Consider the following 14384-nt stretch of genomic DNA (forward strand, 5'->3'; position numbering starts at 1 on the left):
TTCAGATCGTCTCAATCAGGCCGAGGACGCGTTTCGCCGACACCTTGTTGGGCGTGCCCAGCTGTTGGGCGAAGAAGGAGACGCGCAGTTCTTCAATCAACCACCGTACGTGCGAGATCGTTGTAGCCGACTTCGCGTTGTAAGGGCGCGCGCGAACGCTCTCTTCGGCTTCGCCCAAAGCGTCGAGGATCTCGTGAATCCGGTCCATATCCTCCAGATCGCGATCAAGGGCTCTGAGGGACGAGGCTGCGCGTTCAATACGCATCGCTCCAGCTCTCAAATAGCGCGCCAAGTGAGGCATCGCCGATAGGGGCGTATCACAAACAAAACCCGGATACATCAGAGAATCAACGTGATCTCGCACGTCAGCAACTGTTTCGCGCATGGATTCTTCCGTGTGAGAGCGGATCGCGGACTCAACATCGCCGTGGGCTTCCATGGCTCGTACAACGTAGCCGAGAATCTCGTAGACCCTGTCCTCGTGCAGGTTTCGTGCGCGATTGGCAAGGTCTTCGAATAAGGCTGCGTCTCGAATCGCCCCGGGGCCGGCCTGGCCTGACAATTCATCTACTAGCGAGAGGGCGGAAGCCAACTGGGCGTCCGCAATCAGCGCAGCGGTATCCGGGTAGGGCGATGCGGCGAGCATCAGAGCTTGACGTCCCGTCCAACGTGTCGTCACTCGAGTCTGTTGCAAGCGAACTCGGCGAACCAACAGGCGTGCAAGGCCCTCGCGATGATGGCGGTCAGCGTCATTCGAATTCGCCATGAGTCTTACGCCAGCGCTCGGATCTGTGGCGCTACCTTGAGCGACAAGCGCGGGGAAGCCACGCAGTGTCATCACCTGGGTACCTTGCGAGCTGGATGTTTGACCAGGAGAGTCAATCGACCGGGGAAGCGGGTCAGCTGGGAAATCTGTCAGCCCATCAACGTGCAGGTGAGTAGCAACCTCGGGGGAACCATCGGAATCTGAATGCGCATGACCAGCGTTGGTCTTCGCTTCGCTGAAGCCCGCACGCGAACTATCATTGCGCGAACTGGGGTGGCCTCGTCGATTGGAGCGATCCTGTGTGGCGTCGAGAAGAGCCTCGGCGACAGCGCCTCGCACCGCGTCACGAATCGCATTGTCTGCTGACGCTGCCAACGTGCGCTGCAGGTATGTGAGGTCGGTGCCCGAACCGAGTTCAGCGCCGTGCGAATCAACAACGCTGAATGTCATCCGCAGATGCGCGGGTAGGTTGCCGTGAGCGTGCGCAAGGTGAGAATCGCTCAGATCGACTCCGCGCAGAATCCTAACTGCGGTGCGGAAAGCCTCGCTGAATGAAGGGCGTTCTCTTGACCAATCAATCACCGCCGACCGTGGTGGGGTCGCGGGTGTCTTTTCAGCCTGAGGTTCTGGCATCGGCGCAGGCTTCTTTCCACGATCATTCTGCTTCGCATTCCCCGTCGTGGCACCCCAGCGAGCAAGACGATCCATCGCTGCCGTCAGGCTCATCGGATCGACCTCCGTAGAAGCCTCGTCACCGTTCTTGGACGACGTGGCTGCGCCGGAATGTTGTGAAGCGACGCCGGACTCGGCTTCGGTCAAGGTTCCCGCGAGCGCGCGCTCCATCCATGCTCCGGCCTGAGCGCCGACCTCGGGCGCGGGAGCAAGTAGACGACGCTGAGCTTTCGGCAGAGCACGAATCGACTCAGTAATGAGCTCGATCAGCATGCCGGGAACCAACCAGTCCGTGCCACCATCATTGACGCGTTGCAGGACCTCAATCGGGATTGTCATCGTGACGCCGTCGCGCGCACTGCCGGGCGTGAACGCATACGACAGATCAAGCTTCAGACCGTTCGATTCCCAGGTATCGGGGAAACCGTCAGCATCTTGGCCGATCCCTCGCGGAAGAAGCAGGGCAGAAGTATACGTCAGAAGGTCAGGATGCTTTTGGCGCGTGTGTTTCCACCAGCGATTGAAATGCCCGGCAGACACAATATCGTCGGGAAGCAGGTCGTCGAAGAACGCGAAACGCGCGTCCTCGTCAGCAACCAAACCGTGGGTGCGCGAGCGTCGTTCGACTTCGCGCGCCTGCTCCAGTAGCTCATCGTTCGTCTTTTGGAAGCGGTGGCGTTCGCGCCATTCGCCGTTCACCAGCGCGTGGCGGATGAACATTTCACGGGCGAGTATCCGCGCCGTCAGTGCAGTGTCAGTGGTCGACGAGGCCGGGATCTCCACCTCATCGATCGGCGGGGTGGTGCTCGACGAAGATGCCTTATTCGACTGCTCGGGCGTTTCATTGCTGGGAGCCAATTTCGCTAAGTCGTCGCCATCGCTGGATGTATCGAAGCTGGTCGACGGCAGATTGAGGGCATCAGCCAACGCCATCGCAAGGAAGTCACGGCCAACAGAGCCGATCTCGGTACGAGAACGACGATCCGACGCAGGTACGCCCAGCAGGCCCTGAGCGATTCCGGCCAAGGAACCTGCCGTGACCACCCGAGACGAGCGTGAATCTGAACCCGCGTCAATCACCTGGTCACCCAAACGCCCTAGCAAGACAGGACGGTCGGCAACCAAAGTCAGCCCGTAGAGAAGGACCTTTTCCTTCACCATTGCCGCACCCTTGGCGCTCGACCAGAAAGGCTCGGAATAAACGCGCTTCAACAGTGGGCGAGCCACCGGCTCAATCCACACCGGATCAATCCGCGCAACAGTGCGAGCAAAGAGGCGACTGGTTTCAACCAATTCAGCGGTCATCACCCACGCAGGATGTGATCGCGCTAAACCTGAACCCGGCCAAATTGTGAAGTGAGTACCGCGAGCACCCTGATAATCACGCTTTGCCTGATCCCACGAACCCAAGTTCGACAGGAAACCAACAAGCAGTGATCGGTGAATCTGGTCGGCATCCACACTGCGCGAACCATCCGTGAAGGCCACAACCGCACGCGCTGCCGCATCAGTCAAACCGCCCACTTTAGCCGCATGAACAACATCGCTAGACGACGGAATATCAATCGGATGCACATCCAACCCGAGCGGACGCGCCATCTGTTGCAACTGAACAACAACGTCACGCCACTCGCTAAAACGCAGGTAGTGCAGGAACTCTGCCCGACACATGCGACGGAACGCCGCACCCGATAGATCCCTCTGCTGGACTGCCAAGTAGCGCCACAAATTCAAGTAGGTGACGAAGTCAGACTTGGGATCCGCCAAGCGAGCATGAGCAGCATCGGCAGCCGCCTGATGTTCAGTGGGGCGCTCGCGGACATCCTGAATTGAAAGTGCAGCCACGATGACAAGGACTTCGGAAGCACAGCCGTTGACGTCGGCTTCCAGAAGGATTCGCCCCAGCCGGGGATCAATCGGCAACCGCGCCAAATCACGACCAATTGCAGTCAAGCGGTATCCAAAGGAACGCCTTGAACCTACGCCACCAGCACTGTTTGAATCCACGCCCTTCGTGCTCAATGGCGAAGACATGTGCGTGGCCTTGTCATCTTCTACGAGAGCGCCAATTTCCACCAGAGTCGCGATGCCATCGCGAACCGCGCGGTGCTCGGGCGGGTCGAGGAAGGGGAAGTCGGCAATTGAACCGAGGCCCAGCGCCGCCATCTGCAGGATGACCGACGCGAGCGAGGTGCGCAGGATTTCCGGTTCGGTGAAGCGAGGACGATTCTCGTAGTCACGCTGCGAAAAGAGGCGGATTGCGATGCCATCAGCGACGCGACCACAGCGTCCAGCCCTCTGATTAGCGCTGGCCCGCGACACCGCTTCAATCGGCAGTCGCTGCACCTTCGTCCGGTTGGAATAGCGAGAAATACGCGCAAAACCAGGGTCAATGACATAGCGAATGCCCGGGACAGTCAGCGAAGTTTCCGCAACGTTGGTTGCCAGAACAACGCGGCGTAGTCGGTGGTTCTCGAATACGCGATGCTGCTCGACTGCACTCAGGCGCGCGAACAGCGGAACGATTTCAATATCCGTCGGGCGAGCCTTCGCGGTCTCACCCGCTTTTACCCCGCGCGGACCCAGATGGTCGAGTAGTGCCTGTTCGGTATTGCGGATGTCGCGTTCGCCCGGCAGGAAAACAAGGATGTCCCCGTCGCCCTCACCCGCAAGTTCGTCAACGGCGTGACAGATCGCTGTCTCAACATCAGTGTCCTCGCCGAGCCCGTACCCGAGCGACGGCAGATCATCGTCAGAGTCTTCCAAGACCAGCTGTTCTGCGCCTAGGTTCAGATTATCGTCTTCCATCGACGAGGCGTCGCCCGCTTTCTGGTCAGTGCCCGGCGTGGACGACGAGTAGTGCGTCATCACGTCAGCGGTGAGGGGGCGATAGCGGATTTCGACGGGAAAGGTGCGACCCGAGACTTCAATAACAGGTGCCGGCTGCTTCAACGTCCCACGACCGGGCAGACCATCCCACACACCGAAGTGCTCAGCGAAACGCTTCGAGTCGATCGTCGCCGAGGTGATGATGACTTTCAAGTCCGGGCGCGCCGGAAGCAGGCGAGCCAGATAGCCCAAGATGAAGTCAATGTTCAGGCTGCGTTCGTGGGCCTCGTCAATAATCAGTGTGTCGTAGCGACGAAGCAACGGATCGGACTGGATTTCTGCCAGCAGAATGCCGTCGGTCATCAGTTTGACTAGGGTGGTGGGCCCGACCTCGTCCGTGAAACGCACCTGATAGCCGACAACCTGGCCAGGTTCGCGTCCAACTTTTTGCCCGAGTTCTTCAGCGATGCGGTCAGCGACCGAACGTGCTGCGATACGCCTGGGTTGAGTGTGTCCGATCATTCCGGAGACGCCACGACCCAGCTGCATACAGATCTTCGGGAGTTGCGTGGTCTTACCCGAACCCGTTTCACCAGAAACGATAACAACCTGGTGGTCACGTATCGCCTGAGCGATTTCGTCGCGGCGAGCACTGACCGGCAGGTCAGGGAAAGATACGACGGGGATTGCGGCTGTGCGCGCGGCCAGCTGTTCGGGAGTGAATGGCTTAAACGTGTGCGCGTGTTCGCGTTGAGGACTGCGCCTACGACGAGGATTGTGGTGTGGCTGGGTAGCAGAGTGTCCGTTGCGCTCGGGGGAATCTATGGGAGTACGAGGCTTCTGCCCTCCGCGACTTTTACGCTTCTGCCCCTTGCGCGCAGTGCCCTTTTTTGACGTGCCAGAATTCTGCGGGCGCGTTCCACCGCCACGGCGACCGCGCTGAGGCGACCCCGATTCATTGGAAGGCACTGGTTTTTCTGGCACCCGCCCAGTCTAACGAGGCACGTTCACACGTGCGGAGCGAGAACAGTGCGCGTGTGGATAAGTGCCACGACCAATAGCTACTTGTGGATAAGTAGCCTCGTATTCACGCCCTACGCCAAGGACTGTCATGCCGTTCGGATCCATCCGTAGCGAAATGGGAGATCCGTCAATGGTGCTGATCATTGAACAGGCGGCGAGTTTTGCTCCCTTGCGGCACAGGTTTGTTCGAACCGTGTTCTGTTCGATCTGTTCTGCGATCTGACCCGGCATGCCACACACGTTGAAGCAACCGTTTTGGAGCCCGTACATCAGCCTGTCGGAAATATAGGGGGCAGTGAACGCATCATTCTTTGTCGATGCGGCATCGAAGACCCTGTCATTTCTTCCCACAAAGATGCGAGTGTGAAGCGTTGTGGGCAAGATTGAGTTATGCACGCACTTTTCGCTGGTCTGACGACACTTGACGTCATCCATGCCCTCGACCACGAGCCAAATATTGCCACCAAAACAACCTCCACGGATCATGTGATGGCAGCGGGCGGCCCGGCAACGAATGCTGCGGTTACCCTTTCCGCCCTTGAGAAAGCCGCGGGGTGCGCTAGGGAGGCAGCCTCGTCGATCAGTCTGCTGAGCGCCATCGGTGAGGGGATGATTGCCAGCGCGATCAGCGCGGACCTCGCCAGCGCCGGCGTGCATCTGCTGGATGCGACCAGCGCGGATTCAGTGCAGAAGACGCCCGCGATTTCCTCCATAGTTGAGCACCCGGGTGGCAGGATGGTCGCTTCCACCAATGCGCGGATCGACATCGACGTGCACGAGGCCGCCAATCTGCTCGACTTTGTACTGGTCCAGGGCGGAGCTCCGGACGTTGTCCTTATTGACGGCCACAATCCTGCGATTGCCGACTGCGTGTTGCGGGTGGGGACATTGGGGGAGCCCGGTCCTGATGAGGATCCTTTCGTGCACCTAGAAGCCAAGCCGTCGCACCAGCGGATCCTTGATGGTGGGTCGTGGAAGCCGTGGCTCACCCCGCTGTTGGGGTTCGTTGATATTGCGGTGGTGTCTGCTGACTTCTGTCCGCCGTTGCTGAATGAGCCGACCGGACCCGAGGTTGCCAGCTTCCTCGCCGGTTTCGGAATTACGCGGACGATCCGCACGCGAGGATGCGAATCGGTGCAGTGGTATTGGGATGGGCGAGAAGGTGAAACCGAGGTTGATCAGGTGGATGCCATCTCAACCCTGGGTGCGGGCGACGTTTTCCACGGTGCGTTCGCATGGGCGGTGGGCAGACTGCACGTAGCTGATGCGCCAATACCCAAGGACCCGAGTGATTTGATTCGTTTTGCGTCGCGTATCGCCGGGTTCTCGACGACGAAGTTTGGTACACGTTCGTGGTGCGAGGCGCCGGAAGTGGTGACCGCGGTCGAGGAGTTCCTCGGCTCGTTTGCCTAAGGTATGGTCAAATCCTCGCGTTAGGTGTGGCTAAATCCTCGCGTAACCTATGGCTAAATCCTCGCGCTCTGATACATATTTCCATATGGAAACCGCAGTAGTTCGCCATTTGTGGCCGGTGTTGTTTGGGTGGGCGATAAACTGTCGATGCCGGATTTTTCGGTGTTAACTCAACGGAGTCCAGACACGCCGACCTCGCTACGTGCAGTCGCGCTAGCGACGAACTACGGGCACCCACCGGGTCGCCCATTCGAGCGATGGAGCATCCAGGGCCTCGACCTTTTCACCCATGCCAAATGATGCATCAGAGACGATTTCGACGCGCGAGCCGTCGGGTAGCAGGTGGAACACGTCCTGCGTGGCGGCAAGCAGACCGAACTCGGCGTCGACGCTGTCGTGGATCACCAAGGTCGGCTGTTCCAAGCCGGCCAGAAGCTTGTCCGAATCGGTCAGCGACAAGTCGATCAGCGTCTGCTTCGAGATTGTGAACTGTCGGCGGATCGAAGGTGAGTCGTCAGCGATCGTGGTCGCGCCGATCTCTTCCAAGTCGCGCAACTGGTCGTCAGAGAAAATCTGTGTCCAATCGACCGACATAGGACCAAGCGATGGTGAGGACAAAACGTAGGCGAGCACATTGACCGGCCGAGCTGCTAGCGCCACCGTCGCGCCGAATGAATGCGCATGAATGAGTTGGCGAGCAAACCCCTGGTCGGCAAGCCAACCGGACGCTGCACGCAGGTCTTCAACCTCAGCGTCCAAGGTAATAATTTCGTCGCCGGACTCACCGTGACCCGAATAATCGAACTCGAGCGTGGCGTAGCCTGCCGCGCGGTAGAGACGAGCAAGACGATCAAAGTGTTCAGCCGAGTGACGATCAGCGAGGAACGAATGCGAGAAGAGAACCGCTGCGTCACCAGTGTCAACGGGGTTAATGAACGTCCCCGCCAGCGAAACGCTACGAGGGGTCAGGATTCGGATCTCACTCACGAACTCCAACGTAGTGGGAATGGAACAATCAAGCGACCGCAATCCCGCTAGGTGTACGTTTGTGAACTTCTCAATCTTGATCGTTGATTGGATTGTTCTGCCTGTAGGGTTGAAGTAATCAGATCGCGCCGGTTTTTCGCCGAGCGTCACGACAAACAGGAGTTTTCATGGGAACCAGGTTTGGATTGCTTCTTGGTCTTGGAGCCGGCTACGTGCTGGGCACGAAAGCTGGTCGTGAACAGTACGAGAAGATCCGCATTGGCGCATCGAAACTCCGCCGATTCCCGGTCGTCGCAAAGCCCCTCGATGCAGCGGGCGAAAAGGTGTCGGACATTGTCCGCGAGCAGGGTGAGCGCGTCACCGACAAGGTTGCTGACGTCGTAAAAGAGCGACTCTTCGGTGCTTCGGCAACTCAAAGTCAGCCGGCTCCCGTCGTCGACGATGACATCGAAATTCAAGTCGTTGGTCGCGAAAATAGCTGATTCTTATTCGTTTCTACCTTCGTGAACGAATAGTGACAGAACGTCACGGAGTCGTTGAATGACTAACACGTATCCCACTCCGCAGCGTCCGAAGAACGTTTCGAAAGCGCAGATCAAGCGCTGGCGTCGCCACCTTGCTGACGAACGCATGGAAGCGCGCACCTATCGGTCCCTCGCAGAACGCCGTACCGGCTCTGAACGCGAGGTTCTTCTGAAGCTTGCCGAAGCTGAACGCAGGCACGAGGAATACTGGCTGTCCCTGCTAGGAGATAAAGCGCTTCCAGCGCCTCGTCCGCGCCTTCGTACTCGCCTTGGCGCATGGCTTGCGCACATGTTCGGCACCATTTTTATTCTGGCGATGGCCCAGCGCGCCGAACAGCGCACCACCTATGACGCCGACGATGATGCGACGGCTCAAATGGCCGCTGACGAGCACATTCACGGCGAAGTGATCCGTGGGCTCACTGCTCGCTCCCGTGAAACTCTGGCCGGAACCTTCCGCGCCGCAGTCTTCGGAGCAAACGATGGCTTGGTTTCGAACCTTGCCCTGGTGCTGGGTGTGGCCGCAACCGGAATGGAACCGCACCTCGTCCTCGCGACCGGCGTTGCTGGTCTGCTGGCCGGCGCGCTCTCCATGGCAGCCGGTGAATGGGTGTCCGTCACCAGCCAACGTGAACTGCTCGACGCATCGATCCCCGATCCCGAAGCACACCAAGCTGTCCCGGACCTCGACGTTGACGCGAACGAACTGGAACTCGTGTTCCGTGCTCGTGGCGAAAGTCCCGAAGAAGCGCGTGCTCACGCCATAAAGGTATTCACCCAGGTCGCCCGCCCCGCCGGCTCAGAGTCCGGTGTCATCGCGGTGCGTGCCGCACTCGAAGGCGAGCTACCAGCTCACGCTGGCGCCACCGAACAGGTTGGTACGCCGTGGCATGCGGCGGCCTCGTCCTTCTTCTTCTTCGCGATCGGCGCTTTCTTCCCCCTGATTCCCTACCTCTTCGCTCTCTCCGGTCTGACAGCAATCGCCATCGCCGCCGCGATCGTCGGTGTCGCTCTGCTCTGCACCGGCGGAGTCGTCGGTATCCTCTCTGGTCAATCGCCCGCCCCTCGCGCAATTCGCCAGCTGGCAATCGGCTACGGTGCTGCGATTATCACCTACCTGCTGGGCCTAGCATTCGGCACCGCGGTCGCCTAGTACGCGCAATAGACGATGCCCCGCAGGAAACCAGACGCCTTCCACAGCGGACCACCAACCAGCAGATCCGTATCCGTCTGCGTCTCACAATGCGCCTCAGTATGCGCCGTCTGGTGAACACACACACCACGGAAAGCCAAGATAGTCCACAATGTCCGTGTGCTTGAAGCCCTCAACCATGCGTTACCGGATCTGTTTCGCGCCATCGACCTGATTGGCGTGTTGCTGAATGGCATCATCGGTGGTCGACTGGCACGCATGAAGCGCTTTGATGCCGTCGGTTTTGCGGTCCTCGCGATCATGTCGGCGCTCGCGGGTGGCATGCTCCGCGATGTTCTGCTCCAGGTGGGGCCTCCGGTTGCTTTAACTGACCCCTTTTATTTGGGGACGGCACTACTGGGTGCAGGTATCGCGATGCTCTGGAAGCTGGACTCGCGTCCGTGGCGTACTGCCCTGCTGGTCGCCGATGGCACCGTGCTTGGGTGTTGGGCAGCAACCGGCGCGTTGAAGACTCTCGACGCGGGGTTTGACGTTCTTCCCGCGATCATGCTGGGCATCATCACCGCAGTTGGTGGCGGTGCAATCCGTGATATTTCAGCCGGAAACGTCCCCCAAGTTTTTGGCGGGAACAACCTGTACGCGACGCCGGCGTTCGCGTCCGCTGTGATTACGGTGATCTTCTGGAAGTACGATCTGCCGATCATCGGAATGCTCGCCGCAACGATCGTCGGCATGGGCTTCACTGTTTTATCCCACTGGCGTAAGTGGCAGCTTCCCCAAGCGGGGGACTGGACGCTGACGGTCACGTCGTCGCAGTTGCGACGCCTGATGTCACCGGCAGCAAAGAAAGCTCTAGCAACGGCAGTTCTTGAGGAACAGGCTCAAAAGGCGAATGAAACTCACGAACAGTCGACGGGATCTTCAGATTCTTCAGGGAACAATCCCAGCTCTGATTCAACGAAAGGCGCATGAAAACCATGAGCTCACCGGCAACGACCGCCCCTAAAGCGGGCGGCGAAGCAACGATGCCCGTATGGGGGCCTCGTAAGACATTCAAAACACGCCACCTGTCGATGATGGCGCTGGGTAGCGCGATCGGCGCCGGCTTTTTCCTCGGTACCGGCGTCGCGGTCTCGGAAGCGGGCCCGGCCGTCCTGGTGTCTTACGTTCTTGCGGCACTGATTGCCGTGTCGGTGATGTTCGCGCTGTCGGAGTTGGCAAGCTCCCTGCCGTCGACCGGTTCCTTCTCCACCTATGCCGAGGTCGGTATCGGCCGCTGGGCAGGTTTCACGTCCGGTTGGTTGTACTGGGCGATGCTGGTGATGGTGCTGGGTCTCGAAATTACGGGTGCGGCAGCGATTTTCGTCAGCTGGTTCCCGTCGGTTCCGCAGTGGGTTGTGGCTCTGGCAATCGTTGTTGTGCTGGGTGGCGTGAACCTGATGGCCGCGCGCGACTTCGGTGAAGTTGAAGCGTGGCTTGCCGGCATCAAAGTCCTGGCAATCATTGTCTTCCTGCTGATCGGTATCGGTTTGGTGACGGGAATCGTCCCCGGTCGCACCGAGTCAATCGGTCAGACGATTCTGGGCCACGGCGGTTTTGCGCCGACGGGTCTGGCGGGTATCGCGGTCGCGCTTCTTGCGATTATCACGTCATTCGGCGGTATTGAGATCGTGACGATCGCTGCCGGCGAAGCTGAGAACGCGAAGGTCGCAATCTCCGCCGCAATTCGTTCGGTGATCAGCCGAATCCTGATCTTCTACGTCGGTTCGGTCATCCTGTTGATCTGCCTGTTGCGCTGGGACTCGAAGGAAATGTCAACCAGCCCGTTCGCCGCGGTGCTGAACATGGCGGGTATTCCCGCGGTCGGTGTGATTATGGAAGCGGTCGTTTTCGTCGCCCTCGTGTCAGCGTTCTCCGCGAATATCTACGCCTCGAGCCGCATCGCCTACTCGCTGTCCGCGCGTGGCATGGGCATGAAGTGGCTGCTTGGTCGCGGTGTGTCTTCGTCGAAGATGAACGAGGCCGGCCACGCTTCATCGACCACCTCGGCTACCTTTGTGGCCGATGAGGAAGCGGAGTCGCTTCAGGACCGCGTAGCCACCGAAGGGGCGAGCGGTGACATTGCTGAAGGACGCACTCCTCGTCGAGCCGTCTCGGTCTCTATCTTCTTCGCCCTGGTGTCGGTGGCGTTGAACTGGTTGCTCCCCGAATCGCTCCTTGGAATTCTGCTGAACTCTGTCGGCATGGTTCTGCTAGTGATCTGGGTTTTCATCTTGGTCGCTCAAATTCGCCTGCACCCCAAGCTCGAAGCTGAAGGATCAATTGTCCTGCGTTCACCGGGCTGGCCCTGGCTACCTCGCCTCGTTATCGCGTCGCTGGTGTTGGTTGCCTGCCTGATGGCATGGAACCCCGAGGCCCGCCAGCAGCTGATCGCAATGAGCGTCCTGACGTTGATCATCATCGCGATCTACTTCATCCGTGAAGCTATGGCACAGCGTTCTGCGAAGTAGTCAATACACGCTGGTCATAGAGATTGAGGCTCCTCCACTGAAAAGTGGTGGAGCCTCAATCTGTCGAGGGGGCCTCGTACCTCGCAACAATCCGCTTACTCGACGGTGGACGTGGCACCCAGATATTCGACCCAACGCTCGAAATGGTCGAGCACGTCGTGAGCCACCTGATCTGCCGTCCAGTTCATGATGTCGTAGCCCTGACCGCCACCGTGCGGGCGAACTTCAAGACGGACAGTCGTGTCATCCTCATCCGAGAGCGTGGCACCAAACGTAGGAACCGGCATGACAATCATGCGCACCACGTATCTAAAGGACTCAGCGTCGATCGTTGCTCCCGAAATCGGGACATCAAGCAGGCGCGCAATCAGCTGTTCCATGACCTCAGGCGTCGCACTCACAACAAGAGAAGCTCGACCGAGGAAGCGACGATCGTCGTCGGGATCGTGAGCTTCGGAGCCTTCGATCAGGATTTCAGAAACAAGCCCTTCTTCCTGCAGGCGCATGCCAACCGCTTCAAGGGCAGGCACAACACGGTTGTCGAGTGCTCGCTTGGCGCGCGTCGGGCTGACGGCATCGAACGTGCGACTCAAGCGGTCCTGCCATGACAGTCGGACGCGACCGGCTGCCGTGCCACTCATCGAAATCAGGCCGGATGTGATGGCGCGGGTGCGCGCAGTTGCCTTCGAGGCTTCCGAACGCAACGCCTTCCAGAGGGCGGCTGCGATCAGGATAAGAACGAAGGAAAACGGCAAAGCCATAACGATCGTTGCTTGCTGAAGGATTGAAATACCACCCGCCAAAAGCATGGTGATCGTCAGAGCGCCGGTCAACGTTGCCCAGAAGACTCGAAGCCAGGCGACGCCATCCTGCCGGTCAGGCAGGTTTCGCATCGACAGGTTCGCCATGACCAGTGCGCCGGAGTCGGAGCTGGTCACATAGAAAAGAACGCCGACGAACAGAGCAATCGCAATCAGGATTTTGCCAAGTGGGAGCGCGTCCAACAAGGCGTAGAGACCACCTTCGGGGGTGGCGTACGCGATCTTCGTGAACGCTACGTTACCCGAACGAATCAGGTCGATGGCGCTGTTGCCGAAGATAGACACCCACACCAGAACGTAGGTGAAGGGCAGGATCAGCGTGCCGATAACGAACTGACGGATCGTGCGACCGCGCGAAATGCGGGCCAAGAACATGCCAACGAATGCGGCCCACGTGATCCACCATGCCCAGAAGAACAGGGTCCACGCGTTCATCCACTCATCGGGGCGCTGGTAGGGGAATGTCTCCAAAGTGAGGACGGGGAACTGCGTGACAAAGTCACCCACGTTCGCGACCAGCGCATCCAGAAGGAACGTCGTGTTTCCGGTTATCAACACCCAGAGGGCAAGGAACATCGCCAGGAAGACATTGATCGACGAGAGCATTCGAACGCCCTTGTCGACTCCGCTGACAGCGGAGACTGTCGCCATGATGACAGAAAGGGAAACGAGGCCGATCTGCGCAACAAGGCCCTGTGGGATCCCGAAGATGATCGTCAGGCCAACGTTCAGCTGGACAACACCAATACCAAGGCTGGCTGCGATGCCGAATACGCCACCAACAAGGGCGAACATATCGATGATGTCACCGAAAATACCGTCGATCTTATCTCCCAGAAATGGGCGGAGAGTGGATCGAACGGTCAGGCGATCGTGCTTGCGGTACGCGAAGTAGCCAAGCGCAATGCCAACAAGACCATAGAGTGCCCAACCGGAAATGCCGTAGTGGAACAGGGTCCACGTCACAGCTTGGCGAGCAGCTTCAATCGTTTCACCTTCGCCTGTTGGGGGAGCAATGTACTGTCCAACCGGTTCGGCGATCGCGTAGAACATGATCCCCGTGCCGATACCCGCGGCGAACAGCATCGCTGCCCACGAGAACGTTGAAAAGTCCGGCGTCGAGTTATTCGGACCCAACTTGATGTTGCCGAAACGGGTGAGGGCAAGAACGATGACAAAAATGATCGCAGCCGTGATCAAAAGAATGTAGAACCAGCCGAACCACTTACTGGTCCACGTCACCGTCGCGTCAAAAAGCGACTGCACCGTGTCGGGGGCAAAAACCGACGCCAAAGAAACAGCAAGAATAACCACGGCTGAAATGCCAAATACTGTGACATTCAGCGAAGGCTTCACTCCCTGAACGTCTCCGGTCAGATCTGAGGTTTCAAGCGTCACTATTGGCGTTGGGTCACATGAGGATGATTCTGTCTTCGCTGATATGTCAGGCGAACTCATAGGGTGCTTTCGGTCGACGATGGGACACGCACGCCCGTGAAATGCACGTAAAAAGGCGCGCGCTTTTCTTCAGCGTTCCAACGATTCCCTATGCCTGCAACTTTTTTTGGGTGAAATCCCCCATTTATATGCGCAGTTCTCCCGCTAGATCATGGGCATCAGAACCTGTTCAGGTTAAATGACCCACACTTTTAGTTGCGATGGGGTGATACGGGGAAAACCTTGGCC

At 58.8% G+C, this 14384-nt stretch carries 9 protein-coding genes; 5 read left to right on the forward strand and 4 right to left on the reverse strand.

The genetic code is table 11. From position 1 onward, the window contains the following. Position 1: 1 nt before the first annotated feature. Complete coding sequence (locus PG731_RS02365; RefSeq protein ID WP_442952638.1) at positions 2 to 5251, reverse strand: DUF3418 domain-containing protein; 5250 nt, start codon at positions 5249 to 5251, stop codon at positions 2 to 4. A 9-nt stretch (positions 5252 to 5260) separates the two neighbouring features. Continuing rightward, positions 5261 to 5641 (reverse strand): hypothetical protein, encoded by a 381-nt coding sequence (locus PG731_RS02370; RefSeq protein ID WP_270771889.1) that lies wholly within the window; start codon positions 5639 to 5641, stop codon positions 5261 to 5263. A 39-nt stretch (positions 5642 to 5680) separates the two neighbouring features. On the opposite strand from PG731_RS02370, the gene PG731_RS02375 reads away from it, so the two are divergent. Beyond that, positions 5681 to 6703 carry a PfkB family carbohydrate kinase gene (locus tag PG731_RS02375; protein ID WP_270771890.1) on the forward strand — a complete coding sequence of 341 codons (1023 nt, stop codon included), beginning with the start codon at positions 5681 to 5683 and terminating at the stop codon, positions 6701 to 6703. A 213-nt stretch (positions 6704 to 6916) separates the two neighbouring features. On the opposite strand, the gene PG731_RS02380 is transcribed toward PG731_RS02375, so the two are convergent. Then, positions 6917 to 7690, reverse strand: coding sequence for an alpha/beta hydrolase (locus tag PG731_RS02380; protein ID WP_270771891.1), 774 nt, complete (start codon positions 7688 to 7690; stop codon positions 6917 to 6919). Positions 7691 to 7857: 167 nt separating this feature from the next. Here PG731_RS02380 and PG731_RS02385 point away from each other — a divergent pair, with 167 nt between their 5' ends. The 4 genes from PG731_RS02385 to PG731_RS02400 all read left to right on the forward strand — a co-directional run bounded on the left by PG731_RS02385 (position 7858) and on the right by PG731_RS02400 (position 11877). Continuing rightward, the gene (locus tag PG731_RS02385) at positions 7858 to 8172 is read left to right on the forward strand and encodes a YtxH domain-containing protein (RefSeq protein WP_270771892.1); all 315 of its coding nucleotides are present in this window, start codon (positions 7858 to 7860) and stop codon (positions 8170 to 8172) included. Between the two features lie 58 nt (positions 8173 to 8230). Next, positions 8231 to 9367, forward strand: coding sequence for a VIT1/CCC1 transporter family protein (locus PG731_RS02390; protein WP_270771893.1), 1137 nt, complete (start codon positions 8231 to 8233; stop codon positions 9365 to 9367). A gap of 141 nt (positions 9368 to 9508) precedes the next feature. Then, on the forward strand, positions 9509 to 10339 hold the full coding sequence (locus tag PG731_RS02395; protein WP_438271472.1) for a trimeric intracellular cation channel family protein: 831 nt from the start codon (positions 9509 to 9511) through the stop codon (positions 10337 to 10339). After that, positions 10336 to 11877, forward strand: coding sequence for an amino acid permease (locus PG731_RS02400; protein ID WP_442952639.1), 1542 nt, complete (start codon positions 10336 to 10338; stop codon positions 11875 to 11877). Before PG731_RS02395 ends, PG731_RS02400 begins: the two co-directional genes overlap by 4 nt. Positions 11878 to 11972: 95 nt before the next feature. Here PG731_RS02400 and betT read toward each other — a convergent pair whose 3' ends face one another. Further along, positions 11973 to 14156, reverse strand: coding sequence for a choline BCCT transporter BetT (gene betT / locus PG731_RS02405; RefSeq protein ID WP_270771895.1), 2184 nt, complete (start codon positions 14154 to 14156; stop codon positions 11973 to 11975). Positions 14157 to 14384: the final 228 nt, after the last annotated feature.

Source organism: Pauljensenia sp. OF14-1SRA, assembly GCF_027694595.1.
Lineage (GTDB): Bacteria > Actinomycetota > Actinomycetes > Actinomycetales > Actinomycetaceae > Pauljensenia > Pauljensenia turicensis_B.

What these genes read in the sequence shown, in the direction of transcription:
- PG731_RS02375 (WP_270771890.1), top strand. Translation starts at nt 5,681, where the DNA reads ATGCACGCACTTTTCGCTGGTCTGACGACACTTGACGTCATCCATGCC.
- PG731_RS02400 (WP_442952639.1), top strand. Translation starts at nt 10,336, where the DNA reads ATGAAAACCATGAGCTCACCGGCAACGACCGCCCCTAAAGCGGGCGGC.
- PG731_RS02385 (WP_270771892.1), top strand. Translation starts at nt 7,858, where the DNA reads ATGGGAACCAGGTTTGGATTGCTTCTTGGTCTTGGAGCCGGCTACGTG.
- betT (WP_270771895.1), bottom strand. Translation starts at nt 14,156, where the DNA reads ATGAGTTCGCCTGACATATCAGCGAAGACAGAATCATCCTCATGTGAC.
- PG731_RS02390 (WP_270771893.1), top strand. Translation starts at nt 8,231, where the DNA reads ATGACTAACACGTATCCCACTCCGCAGCGTCCGAAGAACGTTTCGAAA.